Raw genomic sequence first — 19813 nt, 5'->3', positions numbered from 1 at the left:
TCACCGGGATGCACCAGCCCGCCGTGTCAGGGTGTCACCGCAACATGCCCCGCTGCATCGCGGTGGTGACGGCCGCCGTCCGATCGGACACGCCGAGCTTGTTGAACACCCTCAGCAGATGGGTCTTCACGGTCGCCTCGGAGATGAAGAGCGCCCGGCCGATCTCCCCGTTCGACAGGCCTGTCGCGACCAGCCGCAGCACCTCGGCCTCGCGCGCGGACAGCGGAGGCGTGCGCACCTGGCCGACGACCTTCGCGACCATCGACGGCGCGAGCACCGTCTCGCCGCGGGCCGCCGCGCGGATCGCCGCGACCAGGTCCTCGGTCGTCGAGTCCTTGAGCAGGTACCCGGACGCGCCCGCCTCGACCGCGCGGAGGATGTCCGAGTCGGTCTCGTAGGTCGTGAGGACGAGCACGCGCGGGCCGGTGCCGGCGATCTTCGCGGTGGCGGCCACGCCGTCCATCTCCGGCATCCGCAGGTCCATCAGCACGACGTCGGGCCGCAGCGAGGCCGCCTGCTCGACCGCCTCCCGGCCGGAGCCGGCGTCGCCGACGACCTCCAGGTCGCCGGCCACGAGCATGCCGCGCAGGCCCTGCCGCACCACGGGGTGGTCGTCCACCAGCAGGATCCTGATCACAGCGGCACCTCCACCAGCACGGACGCCCCCTGGTCCGAGGACAGCGACAGCGTCCCACCCACCTGTTCCAGCCGGGCGCGCATGCCCCGCAGCCCGAAGCCCTCCGGCGCGTCGCCGAACCCGCGGCCGTCGTCACGCACCTCCAGCGAGACGCCGTCGGGGCCGAACCGCAGCACCACGTCCACCCGGGACGCACCCGAGTGCCGTGCCGCGTTGGTCAGGGCTTCCTGGGCGGCCCGCAGCAGCACCACCTCGACCGAGGTCTCCAGCGGGACCGGATCGCCGATCACCCGGAACGACGACGGCGGCGAAGCGCCGGAGGCCAAGCGCCGCAGGGCGTCCTCCAGCGACGAACCGTCCAAAGGCGACGGTGCGGTGGCGGCGACCAGGGCACGTGCCTCGCGGAGGTTCTCCCGCGCGGTCCGCAGCGCCAGGTCCACGTCGGGCTGTGCGGCCTGCAACAGCGTGATGATCGACGTGAAGCCCTGCGCCAGGGTGTCGTGGATCTCCGCCGACCACCGCGCCCGCTCGGCCTCGATGGTCAGCGCCTCGATGCGGTGCAGCAGTTCGCCGCGCTGCTCGTTCTGCTGCGCGATCCGGCTGATCGCCCAGCCGAACGCCTGGGAGAAACCGATGATCAGCAGCGCGCCGGGCCACGGCAGCGCGGGCACGGCGCCCGCGGCCCAGGTCAGGATCTGCGGGGTGAACACGAACAGCGCCATCGGCACGAACGCCCACGCGACCGGCAGCGCCATGTAGAGCTGCGGGACCAGGCCGAACAGCGCGAAGGTGGCGTTGCCGCTGAACCAGACCGCCGGCGCGAACGTGGCGAGCGAGCCGGCGGCGTGGACGAGGCCGCGCCAGTCGGCGACGCCGCGCTTGACCACCTTCCTGCCGTAGCCCAGGAACCACAGGCCGTTGAGGCACAGCAGCCCCGCCGCCGCCAGGCGGTCGGCGAGGGTGTTGCGGTCGACCAGGACGAGCACGACCGCGGTGGCCTGGCTGACCGCGAAGAGCACGTACCAGGTGATCAGCGACTGGTGCTGGTCCACCTGAAGGTCCGGCCGACGAGCAGCAGGCCCGCGATCGTCCACGCCCCGAGCACCAGCGCGATCCTGCCGAGCTCCCATGATCCCGCCGCCTCCATGACCGCGTAGCCGTCGTCCGGTGCGAACACCGAGCGGAAACCCTGGCAGACCCACTTCAGCGGGAAGAACGAGCCCACCGTGCGCAGCGACTCGGGCAGGACCGACTGCATGATGAACACGCCGCTGAGGAACTGGAGCACGATGTACGGCAGGTTCAGCACGCCCGCGGCGTTGCGGGTGGACTTCGCGATGGAGCTCAGCGCGACGCCGATCAGCGAGCACGAGACCACGCCGAGCGTGAAGACCCACGCGAACGTCAGCCACCGGCCCGCGCCCGACGGCAGCTCCACGTCGAACCGCAGCACGGCCACGGCCATCAGCAGCACGGCCTCGAACAGGCTCGACACGAAGACCAGGACGATCTTGCCGATGAAGTAGGACGTGAACGGCATCGGCGTGCCGCGCAGGCGCTTGAGCGTCCCGTCCTCGCGGTCGGCCACCACGCTCATGCCGAGGCCGACGAACGACGTCGAGATGATGCCGGCGCCGATCATGCCGGCCGCGAACATCTGCGCGGCGGCGGGCTCCCGGACGTAGACGGTGCCCAGCAGCAGCATCAGGACCGCGGGCAGCGACACCGTGAAGATCAGGTTCTCCTTCTGCCGGAAGAACTCCCGCAGCTCGGTCGCACCCCTCGAGAGACCGAGCGACAGGGTTCCCGGCAGCGCGGCGGCCGTGGTCATGCGATCAGCTCCAGGTAGACGTCTTCCAGCGACGGGCGGGTGACGACGAGTTCGGCGAGCTCGCCGTGCCGGGACAGCTCGGCGATGACCTTGGTGGGTTCGGGCGTGCGGATCTCCCGGTAGCCGCCCTCGCCCAGCCAGCGCACGGTGGCGTCGGCGTGCGCGCGGCCGCCCAGCGTCCGCGGCGCGCCCTCGGCGACGACCCGGCCGCCGGCCAGGACCGCCACGCGGTCGGCGAGCGCCTCGGCCTCGTCCAGGTAGTGCGTGGTCAGCAGGATCGTGGTGCCTTCGGCGGCCAGGGACCTGACCAGGTCCCAGAACCGCCGGCGGGCCTCCGGGTCGAAGCCCGTGGTCGGCTCGTCCAGGAACACGAGCTCCGGGCGGCCGATGATGCCGAGCGCCACGTCCAGGCGCCTGCGCTGGCCCCCGGACAACGTGCCGGCGCGGGACTTCGCCTTCTCCGCCAGCCCGACGAGGTCGATCACCTCGTCCGGGTCGCGCGGGTCGGCGTAGTACCCGGCGTAGTGCCGCACGGCCTCGGTGACCGTGAGGTTCGCGGCGTCGGTCGCGCTCTGCGGCACGATCCCCAGGCGCGACCGCCACACCCGGTCCGCCCGCGCGGGGTCGGTACCGAGCACGCTGACCTCGCCCGCGTCGCGGTCGCGGTACGCCTCCAGGACCTCCACGGTCGTCGTCTTGCCCGCGCCGTTCGGCCCGAGGACCGCGAACACCTCCCCGCGGGCGACGTCGAAGTCCACCCCCGCCACCGCCTGGTGGCCCTTGTAGGCCTTCTTCAGGCCCCGCACCCGTATCGCGTTCATGGAGGAATCCTGCGTTCCCGGGGGTGCCCGGCGGGACGACCGCACCGCCGACTCCGGCTGTCAACCGGTCGATGGACACGCGGTCGTGTTTCGGCCGTGTTTCCGCACCGGGATAGCGCGCTTTCGCGTGCTAGAACGGCTCGGTGCATCTGACGCCGCATGAACGCGACAAGCTCCTCGTGCACGTCGCCGCCGACGTGGCGCGCCGCCGGCTCGAACGCGGGGTGCTCCTCAACTACCCCGAGGCCGTCGCGTTGATCACCGACCACGTGCTGGAGGGCGCGCGGGACGGCAGGACGGTCAGCGAGCTCATGGAGAGCGGCCGCACGGTGCTCGCGCCGGAGCAGGTCATGAGCGGGGTGCCGGAGATGATCGACTCGGTGCAGGTGGAGGCGACCTTCCCGGACGGCACGAAGCTCGTCACGGTGCACCACCCGATCGCGCCCTCCGCCGGCCCGGCGCCGGGGGAGGTGGTCGTCGGTTCCGGACCCGTCGAGCTCAACCCGGGCCGGCCTCGGGTCACGATGGTCGTCATGAACGCCGCCGACCGGCCCGTCCAGGTCGGGTCGCACTTCCACTTCGCCTCGGTCAACCGGGGACTGTCCTTCGACCGGGAGGCCGCCTTCGGCTACCGGCTGGACATCCCGGCGGGCACGGCCGTGCGGTTCGAGCCGGGCGTCGAGCGCGAGGTCGCACTGGTTCCGCTGGCAGGGCTGAGGATCGTCCGGGGGTTGCAGCGATGATCGACCGCGAGCGCTACGCCGAGCTGCTGGGGCCCACCGTCGGCGACCGGATCCGGCTCGCCGACACCGACCTGTTCATCGAGGTCACCGAGGACCGCTCGCGCGGCGCCGGCTCCGGCGACGAGGTGATCTTCGGCGGCGGCAAGGTCGTCCGCGAATCGATGGGCCAGGGCGTCGCGACGCGGGCGGAGGGCGCTCCCGACCTGGTGATCACCGGCGCGGTGGTCCTCGACCACTGGGGAGTCGTGAAGGCCGACGTCGGCGTGCGCGACGGCCGGATCGTCGCGATCGGCAAGGCGGGCAACCCGGACACGATGGACGGCGTCCACCCGGACCTGGTGATCGGCCCGTCGACGGAGATCCTGTCCGGCAACGGGAAGATCCTCACGGCGGGCGGCATCGACTGCCACGTGCACTTCATCTGCCCGCAGATCGTCGACGAGGCGCTGGCGTCCGGGCTCACCACGCTGATCGGCGGCGGCACCGGCCCGGCGGAGGGCACGAAGGCCACCACGGTCACGCCGGGAGCCTGGTACCTCGACCGGATGCTGACGTCGATGGACCACATGCCGGTCAACGTCCTGTTGCTGGGCAAGGGGAACACCGTCTCGGCGGAGGGCCTGCGCGAGCAGCTCGCCGGCGGCGCCGGCGGGTTCAAGCTGCACGAGGACTGGGGCACCACGCCCGCCGCGATCGACGCGTGCCTGCGGGTGGCCGACGAGTCGGGTGTGCAGGTCGCGATCCACACGGACACGTTGAACGAGGCCGGTTTCCTGGAGTCCACTGTGGACGCGATCGGCGGCCGGTCGATCAACGCCTACCACTCGGAGGGGGCGGGCGGCGGGCACGCGCCCGACATCATCCGGGTGGTCTCGCTGCCGAACGTGCTGCCGTCGTCGACGAACCCGACCCGCCCGTACACCGTCAACACCCTCGAAGAGCACCTCGACATGCTGATGGTGTGCCACCACCTCAACCCGTCCGTGCCGGAGGACCTGGCGTTCGCCGAGTCGCGCATCCGGCCGACCACGATCGCGGCCGAGGACCTGCTGCACGACCTGGGCGCGATCTCGATGATCTCGTCGGACTCGCAGGCGATGGGCCGCGTCGGCGAGGTGGTCGTCCGGACCTGGCAGACCGCGCACGTGATGTCGTCGCGCCGGTCGGTGGACGCGAACCTGCGGGCCCGCCGCTACGTCGCGAAGTACACGATCAACCCGGCCATCGCGCACGGGATCGCGTCCGAGGTCGGCTCGGTCGAGGTGGGCAAGCTCGCGGACCTGGTGCTGTGGGAGCCCAAGTTCTTCGGCGTCCGGCCCTCGGTGGTGCTCAAGGGCGGGTTCATCGCCTGGGGCGCGATGGGTGACGCCAACGCGTCGATCCCGACACCGCAGCCGGTGTGGGCGCGGCCGATGTTCGGGGCGACGGCCGGGGCCGCCTCCTCGGTCTTCTTCGTCGCGCCCGAGGCCGTCGAGGCGGGGATCGGGGACCGGTACGCGCGGCGCGTGCTGCCGGTGTCGAACACCCGCTCGGTCACCAAGGCGGACATGGTGCTCAACGACGCGATGCCGGATGTGCGGGTCGATCCGGACAGCTTCGCCGTGCACGTCGACGGTGCCCTGGTGGAGCCTTCCCCCGTCGCCGAGCTGCCGATGGCCCAGCGGTACTTCCTGTTCTGATGCTGACCGCGCTGATCCTCGCCGACTCCCGCTTCCCCGGCGGCGGCCACGTGCACTCCGGCGGCCTGGAGGAGGCCGCCGCGCGCGGGCTGGTCGTGGACGAGCCGTCGCTGCGCTCGTTCCTGCACGGCCGGTTGCTCACCGCCGGACTGCTGGCGGCCGGGTTCGCGGCCGCGGCGGCGCGGGGCGAGGACCTCGCCGTGCTGGACGCGGAGCTGGACGCCCGCACCCCGTCGCCCGCCCAGCGGGAGGCCTCGCGGGCGCAGGGACGCGGGATGCTGCGGGCGGCGCGGCGGGCCTGGCCGTCCGCGCGGCTGGCCGCGCTGCCCGCTGCCCCGCACCAGCCGCTGGTGATCGGCGTGCTGGTCGGTGAGCCGTACGAGGCCGCGCTGACCTGCGCCTACCTCGCGGTGAGCGGGCCGGCGTCGGCGGCGGTGCGGTTGCTGGGGCTCGACCCGTTCGGGGTCAACGCGATCGTGGCCCGCCTCGAGGTCGAGGAAGTCGCCGCGCGGGCGTGCGAGGAGCTGCCCGCTCTCGGTTCACCGGCCTTGGACCTCTTGGCCGAGGCACATGTTCGACGTGAAGGGGTGCGTCTCTTTGGGAGCTGACCACGGGCCCGACCCGCACGGGCACCACCACGGCAAGGCGCCGCGCATCGGCATCGGCGGCCCCGTCGGCAGCGGCAAGACCGCCCTGACGGCCGCGCTCTGCCGTGCGCTGGGGGAGCGGCTGTCGCTGGCGGTCGTCACCAATGACATCTACACGACCGAGGACGCCGACTTCCTGCGCCGCGCGGGCGTGCTGGACCCGGCGCGCATCGAGGCCGTGCAGACGGGGTGCTGCCCGCACACCGCGATCCGCGACGACATCACGGCCAACCTGGACGCCGTCGAACGCCTGGAGCACCGGTTCTCCTCTTTGGACCTCGTCATCATCGAAAGCGGCGGGGACAACCTGACCGCCGTGTTCTCGCGCGGCCTGGTCGACCGGCAGATCTTCGTCGTCGACGTGGCCGGCGGCGACAAGGTCCCGCGCAAGGGAGGTCCCGGCGTCACGACCGCCGACCTGCTGGTGATCAACAAGATCGACCTGGCGCCGTTCGTCGGCGCGGACCTGGACGTGATGGTCTCGGACGCGCACCGGATGCGCGGGGAGCTGCCGGTGATCGCCCAGTCGCTGGTCGAGACGCCGGACGCGCCAGAGGTCGCGAAGTGGGTGCTGGCGCAGCTGTGAAGGCCTCCGCGCGGTTGGTGGTCTCGCTGGACCCGCACGGCAACAGCGTCGTGCGGGTCCTGCGCTCCCAGTCACCGCTGACCCTGGTGCCGCACCGGCGCGCCGGCCCGGTGGCGCTGGTGCACCTCGTGAGCTCGGTGACGGCCCCGCTCGGGGGAGACGCGCTGGAGCTGACCGTGGAGGTGGGGCCGGGAGCGGCCCTCGACCTCCGCGGCGTGGCGGCGACGTTGATGCTGCCCGGCCCGACCGGAGCGCCCTCGTCGTCACTCGTCCGGTTCACGGTGGAGGGCTCCGTCCGGTACCTGCCGGAGCCGACCGTGGTGACGGGCCGCGCGCATCACACTTCCGTGGTGGAGGCCGAATTGGACGGTCACGCGCAGTTGCGAACTCGGGAGGTCCTCGTGCTCGGCCGCACCGGCGAGGCGCCCGGCACGCTGGCCACGACGATGCGCGCAACCCGTTGCGGCAAGCCGTTGTTGCACCAGCAGCTCGTGGTCGGCGGGACCGCCGCCGACGCGTCGCCCGCGGGGCTCGCGGGCAAGCGCGTCGTCGGCACCGAGCTGCTCCTGGACGACGTGCCGCGCGCCAGGGACGGCGGTGAGTGGTGGAGCGTCGTCCCCTTGGCGGCGGGCGGAACCCTTGCCACCGCAATGGGTGATGACGTGGTCACCGTCACAAATGTGCTCGACGCCATCTGACTCGATCACGTATTCGATCCAGATCTGTTCTTTCTACGGACAGTCACCGTTCAGGTGGTGGTCATCACCACGCAGGCGGTTTCGGGATCCGTTCGCCGTGCGTATGGTCGCGGGTCCAGGGACCACGAGTTCTGCCGTTGGTTGGAGGTTCGCCGATGACGGAAACCACGAACATCGCGCTACCGGCGATGCGCGTGTCATACGAGCAGGGCTCGCTGAGCGAGTCGGAGCTTGCCGCCACCTGGCACGAACAGCTCCAGCTGTGGCTCGACCAGGCGGGCGGCGCGGGCCTTCCCGAGCCCAACGCGATGGTGCTCGCGACGACCGACACCCAGGGGCGTCCGTCCTCGCGCACGGTGCTGGCGAAGGGGCTCGACGAGCGCGGTCTGGTGTTCTTCACCAACTACACGTCGAACAAGTCGCACGACCTGATGGCCACGCGGTACGCCTCGGCCACGTTCCCGTGGTTCGCGATGCAGCGGCAGGCGCACGTGCGCGGGACCGTGGAGAAGGTCGGTCCGGTGGAGACGGCCGAGTACTGGAACTCGCGTCCCCGCGGGTCGCAGATCGGCGCCTGGGCCTCGCCCCAGTCCAGGGTGGTGACCGGGCGATCCACTTTGGACTCCGCCCTGCACAAGATCGAACGGCAGTTCGCCGACACCGAGAAGATCCCCGTGCCGCCGCACTGGGGCGGGTGGCGGATCCGGCCCGAGGAGGTCGAGTTCTGGCAGGGGCGGCGCGATCGGATGCACGACCGGCTGCGGTTCCGGCTTGGGCGGGACGGGTGGCAGTTGGAGCGGGTTGCCCCGTAGGGGGCGATTCGCGCCCCGGTGGGGGTTTGGCTTTCGCGGTGGGGCGTCTTCCTGTGGGCGGGGAGGCGCCCTTTTGCCGTGGCCGGGTCGCTCTGTGTCCTGCGGTTGCGTGCTCTCCCCCCAGAGCCCCGGCAAGCTGATCCCAGGGGCACCAGTGCCGCACGCGGGTTGACGGCACGCCTGCCGCATCGCTGAGGCTCCGCTCCGCCTTCGCGGGGCTCGCCGGTTCATCCGGGTTCGAGGGTGCAACCCCGCTCCTGGCTCGCGCGTCCCTCGGGCTGTGGAAGTGTCCGGGGTTCTCACGGGCATACTGGGATTTCAGCTACAGCGACTACGAGGTGCGATTTCACGTGTGCGGAGTGCTCGGACTCATCTGTTCCACCGAAGCCGCGGCGGCCAGCGCGCGTGGGTCTGTGGCCAACGCGCTGCGCTGCCAGCGGCACCGCGGTCCTGACGAGCAGGACACGTGGGCCGATGCCGAGGTCGTCTACGGGTTCAACCGGCTCGGGTTCATCGACCTCGACCACTCGCACCAGCCGCTGGTCTGGGGGCCGCCGGAGAACCCCACCCGGTACACGCTGAACTTCAACGGCGAGATCTACAACTACAAGGAGCTGCGGGCCGAGCTGGCCGTGCAGTTCGGTGCCCAGTTCCGGACCCAGGGCGATGGTGAGGCCATCGTCGCCGGGTACCACTACCTCGGGGCGGACTGGGTCAAGCGGCTTCGGGGCATGTTCGCGTTCATGATCTGGGACGCGCAGGAGCGGGTGGTCTTCGGGGCACGTGACCCGTTCGGGATCAAGCCCCTCTACTGGGCTTCCGGGCCCGGTGGGGTGGCGTTCTCCTCGGAGAAGAAGAGCCTGTTGCAGCTCACCGGGGTGCTGGGGATCAGCCAGGAGCTCGACCGGACGGCGTTGCAGCACTACCTGGTGCTGCAGTACGTGCCGGAGCCCGAGTCGTTGCACAAGGCGATCCGGCGGGTGGAGTCCGGGACGTCGTTCAAGGTCTCGCCGGGTGGGCAGGTGCTGTTCAACCGGTACTTCAAGCCGGTGTTCTCGCCTCGGCCGGTCAACGGTCAGCACGAGGCCGAGGCGCTGCACGAGCGCATCGCCGACGTCATGCGCGACTCGGTGGCCAAGCACATGATCTCGGACCCGGACGTCACGGTGGGGGCGTTCCTGTCCGGCGGCATCGACTCGACGGCCACCGCCACGCTGGCCAAGCAGCACAACCCCAACCTCATCGCCTTCACCAGCGGGTTCGACCGGCAGGGGTACTCGGAGGTCGACGTCGCGGCGGAGACCGCGGCCGCCATCGGGGTGCGGCACGTCGTGCGGACGGTGTCGCCGGACGAGATGATGGAAGAGCTGCCGCTGATCCTCTGGTACCTCGACGACCCGGTGGCCGACCCGGCGCTGGTGCCGCTGTACTTCATCGCCAAAGAGGCGCGCAAGTACGTCAAGGCGGTGCTGTCCGGTGAGGGCGCCGACGAGCTGTTCGGCGGGTACGTGATCTACCACGAGCCGTTGTCGTTGTCGCCGTTCGAGAAGGTGCCCGGCAGCGTGCGCAAGCTGATGGGCGCGGTGTCGAAGAGCATCCCGGAGGGCGTGCGGGGCAAGGACCTGCTGCGCCGGGGCTCGTTGAAGCTGGAGGAGCGCTACTACGGCAACGCGCGCAACTTCAGCGACGCGCAGGTGCGGGCGGTGTTCCCCGGTTACGTCGAGGGCGTCGGCTTCCGCGACGTGACCGCTCCCTGGTACCGCGAGTCCGAGGGCTGGGACCCGGTCGCGCGGATGCAGCACATCGACCTGTTCACGTGGCTGCGCGGCGACATCCTCGTCAAGGCCGACAAGGTGACCATGGCCAACTCGATCGAGCTGCGGGTGCCGTTCCTCGACCCCGAGGTGTTCAAGATCGCCGCCGAGGTGCCGCTCGACCAGAAGCTCACCGAGGGCACGACCAAGTACGCGCTGCGCAAGGCGCTGGCGAAGATCATCCCGCCGCACGTGCTGAACCGGCCCAAGCTGGGCTTCCCGGTGCCGATCCGGCACTGGCTGCGCGCGGAGATGTACGACTGGGCGCGCGGGGTCATCGCCGACTCGCAGACCGGGCACCTGCTCGACAAGAACGCGGTGCTCGACCTGCTCGCCGAGCACAAGTCGGAGCAGTTCGACCGCAGCCGGCAGCTCTGGTCGGTGCTGTGCTTCATGATCTGGCACGGGATCTTCGTCGAGGGCCGGATCAGCCCGAAGGTGCCGGAGCCGGTCTACCCGGTCCGCGTCTGACGAGTGGTCTTGGCGACAAGTCACGTGAGGCGCCCGTTAGTTGTCATAGGCTAACGAAGTGGCAACCACGGGGAGAAGCGCGCGCTCGACGTTCGTGATCGACACTCGGCCGTTGAAGATCGTCGCTTATCGCCGGTTGTGGCTGTCCACGATCGTCACGGCGGTGGGCTCCCAGCTCACCGCCGTCGCCGTGCCCAAGCAGGTCTACGACCTCACCGGCTCGTCGGCGTGGGTCGGCATCGCCGCCGGTGTCGCGCTGGTCCCGCTGCTCGTCTTCGGGCTGTGGGGCGGTGCCATCGCCGACACCGTCGACCGGCGCAAGCTGCTGCTCGTCACGAACACCGGCATCGCGGTCTCGTCGGTGCTGCTGTGGGTGCAGGCGGCGCTGGACGTCGGCTCGGTGTGGCTGGTGATCGCGCTGCTCGGCCTCCAGCAGGTGTTCTTCGCGGCCAACGCGCCCGCGCGGTCGGCGTCGATCGCCCGGCTCGTGCCGGCGGAGCTGCTGGCGTCGGCCGGTGCGCTCGGCTCGACGGTCATGCAGTTCGGCGCGGTGCTCGGGCCGTTGCTCGCCGGCGCGTTGATGCCGGTCATCGGGCTGTCGACGCTGTACCTGGTGGACGCGGTCGCGCTGGTCGTCACCGTCTACGCGGTGTGGAAGCTGCCGCCGATGCCCCCGCTGGACGGCGTGGTGCGGCGCGCGGGCCTGCGGGACGTGCTCGACGGCTTCGTCTACCTGTGGGCGCAGAAGGTGCTGCTGGCGAGCATGTTGCTCGACATCATCGCCATGGTGTTCGGCATGCCGCGGGCGCTGTTCCCGGAGATGGCCCAGCACACGTTCGGCGACCCGCCCGGCGGCGGGTTCGCGCTGGGCGTGCTGTTCGCGGCCATCCCGGTCGGCGCGGTGCTGTGCGGGCTCACGTCCGGGTGGATCGCGAACGTCAGCAGGCACGGGGTCGCGGTGACGCTGGCCGTGGTGGGCTGGGGCCTCGCGATCATGGGGTTCGGCCTCGCCGGCTCGCTGTGGGTGGCGGCGGCGTTCCTGGCGCTCGCGGGCGCGGCGGACATGGTGTCGATGGCGTTCCGCGGCGCGATCCTGCAGTCGGCCGCGACGGACGAGATGCGCGGGCGGATGCAGGGCGTCTTCATCGTCGTGGTGGCGGGCGGGCCGCGCATCGCGGACCTGCTGCACGGCACGGGTGGCGCGGCGTTCGGCACGGCCGCGGCGGTGACGGCCGGTGGGGTGCTGGTGGTCGTGGCGACCGCGGTCATGGTGGTGCTGCTGCCCGCGATCTGGCGCTACCGCGTCACTTCCGCGAGCTGACCTCGTTCGCGGCCGGCTCGGCGATCCGCACGTCGGTGCCCCAGTCGGAGAAGCGCGCCTCGTCGACGACCAGCGCGTTCTGGAACTGGGTCGAGAACTTGATCCGGATCGGCAGCCCGCCGCCGTTCAGCTCGACCTCGCCCGCCGAGTTCGTGACGCCCCGGTCGAGCGCGAGCCGGAGCTCCTCGCGCAGGGTCTCGTCGGTGAGGGTCTCGTAGGCCTTCCGGTAGTCGACGGCGATCGAGTACCGCGTCCGGTCACCGGTCTGCGCGGTCAGCCTGAGCTCGCCGCCCGCCTCGATCACCGGCAGGTGGTAGGTCGTGAACACGGCCTGCTGGTAGATCACGTCGTGGAAGCCCAGCATGGTGCTGGTGAAGTCGTCGGTGTCCTTGCGGTCCAGCCGCACCCACGGCTTGTCGGCCGGCAGGCCGAACACCGGCGGCACCTCCACGAACGCGGTGTCCCTCGTGGTCGAGACGAACCGGAGCTGCTCGTCCTTCCCACCGGACTGCACGGGACGCGTGGTGGTCGCGTCGATGGCGGGGACGGCGCCCAGCCGCACCACGCCGTTCGCGGGGGCCGTGACGCCGCCCGTGGTGGGCGGCTCGACGGTGAAGCGGTAGCTCGCCTTCTCGCCGACCGCCTTGGTGACCGCGGCGACGAGGCTCTTCACGTCGGAGTGCTGCGCCGGTCGGTCCACCGGCGGGGAGGACGTGCAGGCGGTCAGCGCGACAGCGGCGACCAGCGACGTTACCGTGCGTTTCATGGCTACACCATATGGGTGAGGTCGGGATCCGTTCTCGCTGGTGCGCAGGCGAAACGTGCAGAATCTCCGGGCATGGCTGAAGCGACTCCACAAACGGAGCAACCGGAACTGAAACGGGCCATCGGCCCGAAGCTCCTGTTGTTCTTCGTCGTCGGCGACATCCTCGGTACCGGCATCTACGCGCTCACCGGCAACGTGGCCGGCAAGATCGGCGGCGCGCTGTGGCTGCCCTTCCTGCTCGCGTTCGTGGTGGCGTTCCTGACGGCGTTCAGCTACCTGGAACTCGTCGGCAAGTACCCGAGGGCGGCCGGCGCGGCGCTCTACACCAACAGAGCGTTCAAGATCCACTTCCTGACGTTCATGGTCGCCTTCGCGGTCATGTGCTCGGGCATCACGTCGGCGTCCTCGGCGGCGCTCGCCTTCGGCCGCACGTACCTGCGGCAGTTGCTGGTGGAGTTCTTCGACGTCTCGCTGCGCCCGGAGTCGCTCGTCATCACGGGCATCGCGATCGTCTTCATCGCGGCGCTGGCGGTCATCAACTTCCGCGGCGTCTCGGAGTCGGTCAAGGCCAACGTCGTGCTGACCTTCATCGAGCTGTCCGGTCTGGTCATCATCATCGCGATCGGCGCGTACGCCGTCGCGGTCGGCGACGGCGAACCGGCGCGGCTGACCGAGATCAACGTGCCGTCCGGCTCCAGCGTGCTGCTCGCGGTCACCTCGGCGACGGCGCTCGCGTTCTTCGCGATGGTCGGCTTCGAGGACTCGGTGAACATGGCGGAGGAGTGCCGCGACCCGGTCCGGATCTTCCCGCGCGCGATGCTGGTCGGCATGGCCATCGCGGCGTTGATCTACGTGCTGGTCGGCATCACGTCGTCGTTGCTGATCCCGTCCGACGAGCTCGCGAAGGCGGGCAGCGGCGCGTTGCTGAGGGTCGTCACGGTGGGCGCGCCGGGCTTCCCGCTGTGGGTGTTCGCGCTGATCGGCCTGCTGGCCGTCATCAACTCGGCGCTGATCAACATGCTGATGGCCTCGCGCCTGCTGTACGGCATGGCGAACGAGAAGATCATCCCGAAGTTCTTCGGCACCGTGCACCCGTTCCGCCGCACGCCGTGGATCTCGATCGTCTTCACGACCGGCGTCGCGGTGATCCTGGTGTCCACCGCGGACATCGGCAGGCTCGGCGGCACCACCTCGTTGCTGCTGCTGATCGTCTTCACCATCGTCAACGTCGCGTGCCTCGTGCTGCGCCGGGAGAAGGCCGAGCACCGGCACTTCCGCGCGCCGACGTGGGCCCCGGTGCTCGGCGCGATCACGTGCGCGTACCTCGCGATGCCGGTGCTGTCCGGCCGGCCGTGGGGCGACTACGTGATCGCCGGCTGGCTGCTGCTCGCCGGCCTGGTGCTGTGGCTGATCAACCGCGTGCTGCACGGCAGGGTGGAGATCAACCCGGAGAAGCTGGCGAAGTAGGGGTTCTCAGTCCAGCAGGTGCTTGAGGAACCGGTCGGGCCCGTCCAGGAAGTTGCGGGTGAGCGCGACCGGTTCCGCTGTGTCGTAGGAGACTTCGTCGATCGTGTCGGTGATCTCCAGGATCGTCGCGCCGGGCGCGGCGAGCAGGATCGGCGAGTGCGTGGCGATGATGAACTGGGAACCTTCGAGCACGAGGTCGTGCATGCGCCTGAGGACTGTGAGGCATCCCTTGACCGACAACGCGGCCTCCGGCTCGTCGAGGACGTAGAGCCCTCGGCCGCCGAACCGGTGGGTCATCAGGTCGATGAAGCTTTCGCCGTGTGACCGCTCGTGCAACGACTTCCCGCCGTACGAGGCGTGGATGCCCCCGCCGATGCGGTCGATCTCGGTGGCGACGTTGTAGAACGACTCGGCGCGCAGGAAGAACCCCGTGCGGGGTTTCCTGGTGCCCCAGCTCAGGGTGAGGTGGTCGCCCAGCGACGACTCGGTCGCCCTCGTCGCGAACCGGAAGGACTGGGTGCCGCCCTCGGCGTTGAACCCGGCGGCCACCGCGATCGCCTCGACCAGGGTGGACTTGCCCGCACCGTTGTCACCGACGAGGAACGTGACGGGTGCGGTGAGGTCGAGCGGGTGCTCGGCCAGGTGCCGCACGACCGGGAGCGTGAACGGGTACCGGTGCGTGTCCGCGGCTTCGTCGAGCCGGACCTGCCGGATGAAGGTCATGCCAGCCTGGCCAGCTCGACCGGGTCGTGGGCGCAGAAGACCTCGGCCTCGCCCCGCTCCTTGAGCTCCCTGAGCCGCTGGACGTTGGACAGCCGCTGCTCGCGGATCGTCTCGGTCTGCCTGGCGGTGATCCGGAGGGCGAGGATGGTGCTGGGCGGCGTCTCGACCTCGCCGCGGTAGAAGTAGGCGTCGCCGGCGTGCAGCAGCCAGCCGTCGTCCCCCTTGACCGCGATGCCCGTGTGACCGCGGGTGTGGCCGATGAGCGGCACCATCAGGATGTCGTCGGGCAGCCCCGGAACGTCCCTGACGGCCTCGAACCCGAACCACGCCTCGCCCTGCGCGGTGTGGGTCCGGAAGGTGACGCCCTCGCGCTGGGCCTTGGGGTACCGCGCCCGCTCCTTGACGCCCTTCGGGTTGGTGGCGGCCGCCAGCTCGGTGTCGAGCACGTGGACGGTGGCCTTCGGGAAGTCCCGCAGCCCGCCCGCGTGGTCCATGTCGAGGTGGGTGAGCAGGACGTGCCGCACGTCGTCGGCGGTGTACCCGCGCTTGCGCACCTGGTGGACCGCCGTCTCCTCGATGTCGAGCACGGGCTTGAGCAGCCGGCGGCTCAGCCCGTCGATCGTCGCCTCCGGGTCGCTCACCTCGTGCGTGCCGAACCCGGTGTCGACCAGGACGAGACCGCGGTCGGTCTCGATCAGCAGGCAGTGCGCCACGATGCCGCCCGCGACCAGCGGCGGCCGCATCGTCGCGCAGTTGAGGTGGTGAACCTTCATGGACGAATCCTCCCGTCGGCCCCGTAGGCTTCAGCCTCATGTTGGGGATCTCGTACGAGGGTGCCACCGCCGTGATCACGACCGTGGGGGCGGGCCTGCGGTCATTCGAGGTGGACGGCGTTCCGTACGTGGAGACGTTCGGTCCCGACGAGAAACCCCCGATGAGCGCCGGTGCGGTGCTGGTGCCGTGGCCCAACCGGACGGCAGGGGCGTCCTGGGTGCTCGACGGGGTCCGCCAGCGGCTGGAGGTCACCGAGCCGGCGCGGGGGAACGCCATCCACGGGCTGGTGCGCCGCCGCCCCTGGTCCGTCGTGGAGCACACCGGGTCCCTGGTGTCCCTGCAGACGTTGATCGAGCCCCAGGCCGGGTGGCCAGCCGCTTTGCGGGTCACCGTGTCCTACGCCCTGGACGACCACGGGCTCACGGTCACGCACGGGGTCAACAACGTCGGCGACGTCGCCACGCCGTTCGGGGTGGGGACGCACCCCTACCCGCGCGCCGGTCGTGCCTCGACCGACTCGTGCACGCTGACCTTGGCCGCCACCACGGTGCTGCCGCTGGACGTCGAGCGGATGGTCCCGTCCGGGCCGGCCGTCCCCGTCGACGGGACCGAGTTCGACTTCCGGTCGGGGCGGCTGCTCGACGGCGTCCGGCTGGACACCCCGTTCGGGGGCTGTGAGCCCGCCGCGGACGGCCTGGTGCACCACTCGCTGGTCGCCGGGGACGGTACCGGGGTCGAGGTGTGGGCCGATCCCGCGTTCCGGTGGGTGCAGGTCTTCACGCCTGACTCCTACCCGGGGCGGGGCCGGGTCGTGGCCGTCGAGCCGATGACCTGCCCGCCGGACGCCCTGAACTCCGGGACCGACCTGATCCGGATCGCTCCCGGCGAGTCCTGGGGAGCCCGGTGGGGGATCCGGCCGCTGGTGGCGCCGGGTTCATAGGGCCTCCGCCCGGACCGGCGGGGGTGGCCGGTCGCGGTCACAACCGTTAGCGTTGCTAACCATGAACATCGCTATCACCGGCGGTTACGTCGTCCCCGTCGACGGGGAGCCCGTCGACGGCGGCACCGTCCTCGTCCAGGACGGGAAGATCGTCGCTGTCGGCGCCGACGTCGACATCCCCGACGGGGTCGAGGTCGTCGACGCCGACGGCGCCTGGGTGCTGCCCGGCTTCGTCGAGGCGCACGCGCACATCGGTGTCCACGAGGAGGCCGAGGGGTGGGCCGGGCAGGACACCAACGAGATGACCGATCCGGTCGGGGCGCGGATGCGGGCGCTGGACGCCATCAACCCCGCCGACCTCGGGTTCGCCGACGCGCTGAGCGGCGGGGTCACCACCGCGGTGATCAAGCCGGGGTCGGGCAACCCCATCGGCGGGCAGACCGTGGCCGTGAAGTGCTGGGGCCGCACGGTCGACGAGATGCTCGTCAAGGAGCCGGTCAGCGTCAAGAGCGCCCTCGGCGAGAACCCCAAGCGGGTCTACGGGGAGAAGGGCAAGCTGCCCTCCACCCGGCAGGGGGTCGCCGCGGTCATCCGGGACGAGCTGACCAGGGCGCAGGACTACGTGGCCCGCAAGGCCGAGGCGGAGAAGGACGGGAAGCCCTTCGACCGCGACAACACCCAGGAGGTCCTGGCGAAGGTCCTCGGCGGGGAGCTGCCGTGGTGCCAGCACGCCCACCGGGCGGACGACATCGCCACGGCCATCAGGCTGTCGGAGGAGTTCGGCTACCGGCTGATCCTCAACCACGGCACCGAAGGGCACCTGATCGCGGACCTCATCGCGGAGAAGCGGATCCCGGTGATCATCGGGCCGCTGTTCACCTCGCGGTCCAAAGTGGAGGTACGCAACCGCGGGCTGCGCAACCCCGGGATCCTGGCGCGGGCGGGGGTGGAGCTGGCGATCACCACCGACCACCCGGTCGTGCCGATCCACTTCCTGGTGCACCAGGCCACGCTGGCGGTCAAGGAGGGGCTCGACCCCGACGTGGCGATCCGGTCGCTCACGGTCAACCCGGCCAGGATCATGGGCCTGGACGACCGGGTGGGGGCGCTCAAGCCCGGGCTGGACGGCGACGTCGTCATCTGGTCCGGCGACCCGTTGGACGTGATGAGCCGGGCCCTGCACGTGTACGTGCAGGGGCGTGAGGTCTACCGGTTCGACGAGAGCAGGGGCGAAGGGGTCGTGGCCGACCCGTTCTACCGCGAGAGGCGCTAGCGCAGCCCCCTGCCGATCACGAGGCGCTGGATCTGGTTGGTGCCCTCGAAGATCTGCAGGACCTTCGCCTCGCGCATGTAGCGCTCGACCGGGAAGTCGCGGGTGTAGCCCGCGCCGCCGAGGACCTGCACGGCGTCGGTCGTCACCTTCATCGCCGCGTCGGTGGCGACGAGCTTGGCGATCGACGCCTGCTGCCGGAACGGGAGGCCGCGGTCGCGGCGGCGGGCCGCCTGCACGTAGGTGGCGCGGGCCGACTCGACGGCGGCGGCCATGTCGGCGAGCAGGAACTCGAGGCCCTGGAACTCGATGATCGGGCGGCCGAACTGGGTGCGGGTCTTCGCGTACGACACGGCTTCGTCCAGGGCCGCCTGGGCCAGGCCCACGGCGCAGGCGGCGATGCCCAACCGGCCGGAGTCCAAAGCGGACAGTGCGATCTTGAGCCCGTCGCCCTCCTTGCCGATCAGGCGGTCGGTGCCGATGCGGACGTCGTCGAACTGGAGCTGCGCGGTGGTGGAGCCGGTGAGGCCCATCTTGCGCTCGGGGGTGGCGGCGGAGAGGCCCTGGGCCTCACCCGGCGCGAGGAAGCAGGAGATGCCGCGTCCCGCGTCGGGGGACGTGCGGGCCATCAGGGTGTAGAAGTCGGCGGCGCCGGCGTGGGTGATCCACGCCTTGGTGCCGGTCACGACGTACTCGCCGCCCTTGCGGACGGCGCGGGTCGACATGGCGGCCGGGTCGGAGCCCGCCTGGACCTCGGACAGCGCGTAGCCGCCCAGCAGCTCGCCCTCGAGCATCTCCGGCAGCCAGCGGTCCTGCTGCTCGCGGGTGCCGAAGGTGGCGAGGCCGTAGCAGGACATCACGTGCACCGACAGGCCGACCGCGACCGTCATCCACGCGGAGGCGACCTCCTCGAGCGCCTGGAGGTACACCTCGTAGGGCTGCTCGCCGCCACCGAACTCCTCGGGGTACGGCAGGCCCAGCAGACCGGAGCGGCCCAGCAGGCGGAACGCCTCGCGGGGGAACTTCTCGTTCTCCTCCGCGTCCGCCGCGTGGGGCTTCAGCTCGTCCCGCGCGATCTCCTTGACCAGCGCGATCAGGTCCTCGGCCTCTTGCGTGGGGAGCAGCCGCTCGGCGGGCATCGTCGACCTCCGGTGTGTACTGGTGGCTGTACTGTAGGACGTCTACGAGTACAGCAGCCAGTGTATGTGGCAGGGTCGTCACATGGCGCGGGCTCTCACTCAACGGCAGGCCGAGCTGCTCACCCGGTTGGAGGCCCTCTTCCTCGCGGAGGGGTTCGGTCACCTCACCCTGGACGACGTCGCGGCGCGGCTGCACTGCTCGAAGTCGACGCTCTACGCGCTCGCCGGCAGCAAGGAGCAGCTCGCCGTGCGGGTGGTCGGCCGGTACTTCAAGGGGGCCGCGGAGCGCATCGAGAAGCGCATCGCGGGCCTCGGTGACGTGCGCGAGCGCATCGGCAGCTACCTCGCGGGCGCGGCGGAGGAGCTCACCAAGGCCTCGGCGGCGTTCATCGCCGACGTCTCCGCGTTCCCGCCCACCCGCGCCACCTACGAGCGCAACGCCCGTGCCGCCGCCGAGCGCATCAAGGCGTTCATCCAGGACGGCGTCGAGCTCCACGTCTTCCGCGAGGTGCACGCGAAGCTCTTCGCCGAGATGGCGGGACTGCTGATCGAGGGCATCCAGACCGGACTGCTCACGAAGCGGGCAGGTGTTTCGGACGCCGAGGCGTTCACCGCACTGGGCGAACTGCTGTTGGATGGCCTCCAGAGGACGGGTGCTTCTCCGAAGGAGTAGA

General features: G+C 70.8%; 20 protein-coding genes. 12 read left to right on the top strand and 8 right to left on the bottom strand.

The features are described from left to right. Positions 1 to 34: 34 nt before the first annotated feature. Genes BMW88_RS07700 through BMW88_RS07685 form a run of 4 tightly spaced genes read right to left on the bottom strand, consistent with a single transcriptional unit; the run spans position 35 to position 3289 of the window. Complete coding sequence (locus tag BMW88_RS07700) at positions 35 to 637, bottom strand: response regulator (RefSeq protein ID WP_089949886.1); 603 nt, start codon at positions 635 to 637, stop codon at positions 35 to 37. Beyond that, the gene (locus BMW88_RS07695; RefSeq protein ID WP_177220988.1) at positions 634 to 1689 is read right to left on the bottom strand and encodes a sensor histidine kinase; all 1056 of its coding nucleotides are present in this window, start codon (positions 1687 to 1689) and stop codon (positions 634 to 636) included. The genes BMW88_RS07700 and BMW88_RS07695 overlap by 4 nt, the downstream gene beginning before the upstream one ends. Then, the gene (locus tag BMW88_RS07690) at positions 1668 to 2468 is read right to left on the bottom strand and encodes an ABC transporter permease (RefSeq protein WP_089949884.1); all 801 of its coding nucleotides are present in this window, start codon (positions 2466 to 2468) and stop codon (positions 1668 to 1670) included. The genes BMW88_RS07695 and BMW88_RS07690 overlap by 22 nt, the downstream gene beginning before the upstream one ends. After that, complete coding sequence (locus BMW88_RS07685) at positions 2465 to 3289, bottom strand: ABC transporter ATP-binding protein (RefSeq protein WP_089949883.1); 825 nt, start codon at positions 3287 to 3289, stop codon at positions 2465 to 2467. Before BMW88_RS07685 ends, BMW88_RS07690 begins: the two co-directional genes overlap by 4 nt. Before the next feature lie 143 nt (positions 3290 to 3432). Here BMW88_RS07685 and BMW88_RS07680 point away from each other — a divergent pair, with 143 nt between their 5' ends. From BMW88_RS07680 to BMW88_RS07645, 8 genes are all read left to right on the top strand, one after another. Next, positions 3433 to 4032, top strand: coding sequence for an urease subunit gamma (locus tag BMW88_RS07680; RefSeq protein ID WP_089949882.1), 600 nt, complete (start codon positions 3433 to 3435; stop codon positions 4030 to 4032). After that, positions 4029 to 5711, top strand: coding sequence for an urease subunit alpha (locus BMW88_RS07675; RefSeq protein ID WP_089949881.1), 1683 nt, complete (start codon positions 4029 to 4031; stop codon positions 5709 to 5711). Before BMW88_RS07680 ends, BMW88_RS07675 begins: the two co-directional genes overlap by 4 nt. After that, positions 5708 to 6319, top strand: coding sequence for an urease accessory protein UreF (locus BMW88_RS07670; protein ID WP_089950254.1), 612 nt, complete (start codon positions 5708 to 5710; stop codon positions 6317 to 6319). Before BMW88_RS07675 ends, BMW88_RS07670 begins: the two co-directional genes overlap by 4 nt. Then, the gene (ureG, locus tag BMW88_RS07665; RefSeq protein ID WP_177220987.1) at positions 6282 to 6944 is read left to right on the top strand and encodes an urease accessory protein UreG; all 663 of its coding nucleotides are present in this window, start codon (positions 6282 to 6284) and stop codon (positions 6942 to 6944) included. The genes BMW88_RS07670 and ureG overlap by 38 nt, the downstream gene beginning before the upstream one ends. Then, positions 6923 to 7642: an urease accessory protein UreD gene (locus tag BMW88_RS07660; protein ID WP_342714975.1), complete on the top strand. Its 720-nt coding sequence runs from the start codon at positions 6923 to 6925 to the stop codon at positions 7640 to 7642. Before ureG ends, BMW88_RS07660 begins: the two co-directional genes overlap by 22 nt. Positions 7643 to 7797: 155 nt before the next feature. Further along, complete coding sequence (pdxH, locus tag BMW88_RS07655; protein ID WP_089949878.1) at positions 7798 to 8454, top strand: pyridoxamine 5'-phosphate oxidase; 657 nt, start codon at positions 7798 to 7800, stop codon at positions 8452 to 8454. A gap of 350 nt (positions 8455 to 8804) precedes the next feature. Continuing rightward, positions 8805 to 10739, top strand: coding sequence for an asparagine synthase (glutamine-hydrolyzing) (gene asnB, locus BMW88_RS07650; protein ID WP_089949877.1), 1935 nt, complete (start codon positions 8805 to 8807; stop codon positions 10737 to 10739). 112 nt (positions 10740 to 10851) lie between these two features. Next, complete coding sequence (locus BMW88_RS07645) at positions 10852 to 12060, top strand: MFS transporter (RefSeq protein ID WP_342714974.1); 1209 nt, start codon at positions 10852 to 10854, stop codon at positions 12058 to 12060. Here the strand turns inward: BMW88_RS07645 and BMW88_RS07640 are convergent. Continuing rightward, the gene (locus BMW88_RS07640; RefSeq protein ID WP_089949876.1) at positions 12044 to 12826 is read right to left on the bottom strand and encodes a hypothetical protein; all 783 of its coding nucleotides are present in this window, start codon (positions 12824 to 12826) and stop codon (positions 12044 to 12046) included. The genes BMW88_RS07645 and BMW88_RS07640 overlap by 17 nt on opposite strands. A 72-nt stretch (positions 12827 to 12898) precedes the next feature. On the opposite strand from BMW88_RS07640, the gene BMW88_RS07635 reads away from it, so the two are divergent. Further along, entirely contained in the window at positions 12899 to 14293 is a 1395-nt protein-coding gene (locus BMW88_RS07635; RefSeq protein ID WP_089949875.1) for an APC family permease, read from the top strand. A 6-nt stretch (positions 14294 to 14299) separates the two neighbouring features. On the opposite strand, the gene BMW88_RS07630 is transcribed toward BMW88_RS07635, so the two are convergent. Together BMW88_RS07630 and BMW88_RS07625 are read right to left on the bottom strand one after the other, a co-directional pair. After that, entirely contained in the window at positions 14300 to 15016 is a 717-nt protein-coding gene (locus BMW88_RS07630; RefSeq protein ID WP_089949874.1) for an AAA family ATPase, read from the bottom strand. Continuing rightward, positions 15013 to 15789 (bottom strand): MBL fold metallo-hydrolase, encoded by a 777-nt coding sequence (locus BMW88_RS07625; RefSeq protein ID WP_089949873.1) that lies wholly within the window; start codon positions 15787 to 15789, stop codon positions 15013 to 15015. The genes BMW88_RS07630 and BMW88_RS07625 overlap by 4 nt, the downstream gene beginning before the upstream one ends. Before the next feature lie 38 nt (positions 15790 to 15827). Here BMW88_RS07625 and BMW88_RS07620 point away from each other — a divergent pair, with 38 nt between their 5' ends. Then, the gene (locus BMW88_RS07620) at positions 15828 to 16730 is read left to right on the top strand and encodes an aldose 1-epimerase family protein (protein ID WP_089949872.1); all 903 of its coding nucleotides are present in this window, start codon (positions 15828 to 15830) and stop codon (positions 16728 to 16730) included. 61 nt (positions 16731 to 16791) lie between these two features. Continuing rightward, complete coding sequence (locus tag BMW88_RS07615) at positions 16792 to 18003, top strand: amidohydrolase (RefSeq protein WP_089949871.1); 1212 nt, start codon at positions 16792 to 16794, stop codon at positions 18001 to 18003. On the opposite strand, the gene BMW88_RS07610 is transcribed toward BMW88_RS07615, so the two are convergent. Next, complete coding sequence (locus BMW88_RS07610) at positions 18000 to 19139, bottom strand: acyl-CoA dehydrogenase family protein (RefSeq protein WP_089949870.1); 1140 nt, start codon at positions 19137 to 19139, stop codon at positions 18000 to 18002. The two genes, BMW88_RS07615 and BMW88_RS07610, sit on opposite strands and share 4 nt — an antisense overlap. Positions 19140 to 19221: 82 nt before the next feature. Between BMW88_RS07610 and BMW88_RS07605 the strand changes: the two genes are divergently transcribed. Further along, entirely contained in the window at positions 19222 to 19812 is a 591-nt protein-coding gene (locus BMW88_RS07605) for a TetR/AcrR family transcriptional regulator (protein ID WP_089949869.1), read from the top strand. The last annotated feature ends 1 nt before the right edge of the window (position 19813 follow it).

The organism is Lentzea xinjiangensis, assembly GCF_900110955.1.
Classification (GTDB): Bacteria; Actinomycetota; Actinomycetes; order Mycobacteriales; family Pseudonocardiaceae; genus Lentzea; species Lentzea xinjiangensis.
This window is presented reverse-complemented; position numbering and strand designations above follow the sequence as displayed.